Here is a 3,204-nt window from a genome sequence, read left to right on the forward strand (position 1 = left end):
GCGACCCGGCCGTCGGGGAGTTTCTCGCTCCCTGCGGCATAGGGGGAGGCGAACCACACGGCGTCGACTCCCGGGTAGGGCACGCCGGGGCAATCCACAAGTGACGGGCCGAAGGGTCGGCCCACGAAAGGCGTGGTCGAATCGCCTTCACCCGAGCCGGGGACGACGAGCGCGAATCGGGCCGTGCAGAGATCGCCGGCGAACGCCGTGCTGCCGGGCGAACCGCCCCAACCCCACGTGGCCGGCACCGCGAGTGAGGCTGCACCATAGGACTCCACGCGCCAGCCGTCCGGGGTAACGGGCAGCGGCGGGATGCCCCGGATCGGGCCGTCCGGAGCGTCCGAGGGCGACGGCGCGGCGAGTGATGACGACGCCTGAGTGGCTGTCCTCCCAGGCCCCCGCGTCTCGGGACCGGACAGCGTCGGGCTCACGGCCAGTGCCACGACCCCCGCTCCCGCGGCGATAGCGGCGCCGATGGGAACCCACCGCAACCTGCGCCGAGACGGCGTTTGTGGCCCAACCCGGACTGGTGCCCCTCCCGGCACTGGGTGGGCTAAGGGCGGCATCGTCATGGACCGATGCGCGCCAATCTGCAGAGCGAGGGCGGCTGGGGCGTTGCCCGCCTGCTCCTTGAGTGTCGATCGGACGAGGGCTTCGAGGTCGTCGTCGGTAGGCGTCGTCATGTGGCGTCCTCCTGGCTCAGGGCGGTGCGCATGCTCGCCAGCGCTCGGTGCAGGGCCGACCGAACGCTCGACTCCCCGATGCCGAGGAGGGCAGCGATCTCGGCGTGGTCGAGATCTTCGTAGAAGCGGAGCACGACGACGGCGCGCTGCCGCGGCGGGAGGGCACGGCATACGTGCCAGATCGCGTCGCGCTCCGCGACGGTGCCCGCCAGATCGGGCGCCTCGGCCCGGCGGACCTCGGCGACGGGCGTGACCCGCTGATCCCAGCGTCGCCACCGGGAAATGTGTGCGTTGGCGATCATCCGCCGCACATAGCGATCGGGGTGATCGGCCTCGCTGATACGTTCCCAATTGACGTATGCCGTGGTCAGCGCCGCCTGCACGGCCTCCTCGGCGGCCTGGGCATTGCCGGTCAGGAGGTAGCCGAAGCGCAACAGGGCAGCTTCGTGGGCGGCCACCCAGGCCTCGAAGTCGGCGTGCACGGCGACCACCATGACCTACTGACGCACGACGGCCGCGGAACGCTGCTTGGTCAGAGGCGGACGAGCATCTTGCCGGTGTTGGCACCGCCGAGCAGGTCGATGAAGGCCTGTGGGGCGCTGTCTAGGCCGTCGCGGAAGGTCTCGTCATAGCGGATCTCGCCGGCGGCCAGCCACGGCCCGACTTCGGCCAGGAACTGCGGCCGCAGGCTCGCGTATTTGGCGACGATGAAACCGCGTAACGTCAGATTCTTGCCGATGACGAGGGCAAGGTTGCGGGGTGCGGCGGAGGGCTCGGTCTCGTTGTACTGGGCGATGGCGCCACACATCGCCACGCGGCCGTTGAGATTCAGGCGGGAGAGCGCCGCTTCGAGATGGTCGCCGCCGACATTGTCGAAGTAGACATCGATGCCGTCGGGGGCTGCGGCCTTCAATTCCGCGGCGACCCCGTCGTGATAGTCGAAGGCCGCATCGAAGCCGAGATCCCGCAGATGGTGGACCTTGGCAGGGCTACCGGCGCTGCCGACGACCCGCGAGGCACCTTTGAGCCGCGCGATCTGGCCGACGAGGGAGCCGACCGCGCCGGCTGCCCCGGAGACGAAGACCGCGTCGCCGGGCTGGAACTCGGCGGCGGCGACCAGGCCGGCATACGCGGTCAGGCCGGGCATGCCGAGCACGCCGAGATAGGCCGACTCGGGAGCGAGGGTGGTGTCGATGACCGTCGCGCCGCGCGCGGGAACGACGGCGTGCTCGCGCCAGCCGAGGCCGTGCAGGACGTGGGAGCCCAACGGGTGCTCGGCACTGGTCGACGCGATGACCTCACCGACCGCGCCCCCGTCGAGCGGGGCGTCGATCTGGAAGGGCGGGATATAGGACTTCACGTCGTTCATCCGGCCGCGCATATAGGGGTCGACCGACATCACGGTGTTGCGGACGAGCACCTCGCCGGGCCCGAGATCGGGCAGGTCGGCCGACTCGAGGCGGAAGTCGGCGTCGGTTGGCCAGCCGTCGGGGCGCTGGGCAAGGACGATCTGGCGGGTGCTGGTCGGCAGTGGCATAGGACCCATCCTCGCGCACCCGTGGTGCGCCGCCGCCACCTATGCACCGGACGCCACCGGGTTGACTCCCCCGATGGTGAATGGTGTCCACGGGGCAGAGTTCCGCCCGCGGAGTCCGCGCGGTCCGGGTGCGGTCAGTGGGCGCGGGCACGCTCCAGGGCTTTGGCGTATCCCGTTCCCATCGCGAGCAGGGCCAGGCCCGCGCCGATGAAGGCGGTGATCCGCACGATCCCGTCGAGAGTCGCGAGGTCGAAAAGCACCAGCTTCGCGACCGCCGCAGCGGCCAGCATTAGGCCAGCGCGCAGCGCGATCGCCGCGTCGCGGCCGCGCCGCAGACCGTGCATGAGCAGGTATGCCGCACCCGCCGCCCAGAGCAGCGTCGCCAGCCCGTGGCCGACCACGAAGCCGCCGGCGGGCCGGTCCATCGCGTCGCCGGCCACGACGGCCAGCGAGATGACAGCGGCGCTAGTACCCGCGAGTGCGATTGCCAGGCAGGTGATTTCGGCGAAGCGAGTCCACTGGCCGGTCACGCCGGCAACGAGCCGGCGCATGGTGGGCAGCGCGAGGAGCGCGGCGGTGGCGACCAGAGCGGCAGCGACGGCGTCCATCCACTGGATGCGCGCCGTCGCGTCCGTGCGATTGATGAGCGCCCCGAAGGTCGGCAGCACGCCGAGGAGGGCGAGCGCGAGGGTGGCCGAGGTGGCCAAGCGGGTCCAGAGCCGGTCGAGCGAACGGGAGGCAACGGCATACGCCACGGCGAGCGCAGCGAGACCGAGTGGGGTCGCGTTGTCGCCCAAACCGTCGACGACGGCGCCGATCGCGAAGGCCGTGCCGACCGCTCCAGCCCAGGGGGAGAAGCGCAATGCCGGCTCGAGGCCAGCGCGGTCCCGGACGGTCGAGGCCAGGCCGAGGTAGGCCAGCGCCGCGAGGGCGAGGACGAGCCAGCCGGGGAGGGCGCTCGCGCCGGAGGTGGCGGCGAGGGCC

At 71.4% G+C, this 3,204-nt stretch carries 4 protein-coding genes; all 4 read right to left on the reverse strand.

Annotation, left to right across the window (positions count from 1 at the left end; genetic code table 11):
* The coding region (locus PKH97_RS15350; protein ID WP_324388472.1) for a hypothetical protein at positions 1–443 on the reverse strand (443 nt) is incomplete at its 3' end.
* 236 nt (positions 444–679) lie between these two features.
* The gene (locus PKH97_RS15355) at positions 680–1,165 is read right to left on the reverse strand and encodes a SigE family RNA polymerase sigma factor (RefSeq protein WP_324388473.1); all 486 of its coding nucleotides are present in this window, start codon (positions 1,163–1,165) and stop codon (positions 680–682) included.
* 50 nt (positions 1,166–1,215) lie between these two features.
* Positions 1,216–2,220 carry an NADP-dependent oxidoreductase gene (locus PKH97_RS15360; RefSeq protein ID WP_324388474.1) on the reverse strand — a complete coding sequence of 335 codons (1,005 nt, stop codon included), beginning with the start codon at positions 2,218–2,220 and terminating at the stop codon, positions 1,216–1,218.
* A 134-nt stretch (positions 2,221–2,354) separates the two neighbouring features.
* Positions 2,355–3,204, reverse strand: an 850-nt coding sequence (locus tag PKH97_RS15365; protein ID WP_324388475.1) for a DUF2339 domain-containing protein, incomplete at its 5' end; no start/stop codon positions are given.

Origin of the sequence: Nostocoides sp., from assembly GCF_035343835.1 — a bacterium.
Taxonomy (GTDB): domain Bacteria; phylum Actinomycetota; class Actinomycetes; order Actinomycetales; family Dermatophilaceae; genus Nostocoides_A; species Nostocoides_A vanveenii.

Excerpts from the sequence above, each read along its gene's own strand:
- PKH97_RS15360 (WP_324388474.1), bottom strand. The coding sequence starts at position 2,220 with ATGCCACTGCCGACCAGCACCCGCCAGATCGTCCTTGCCCAGCGCCCC.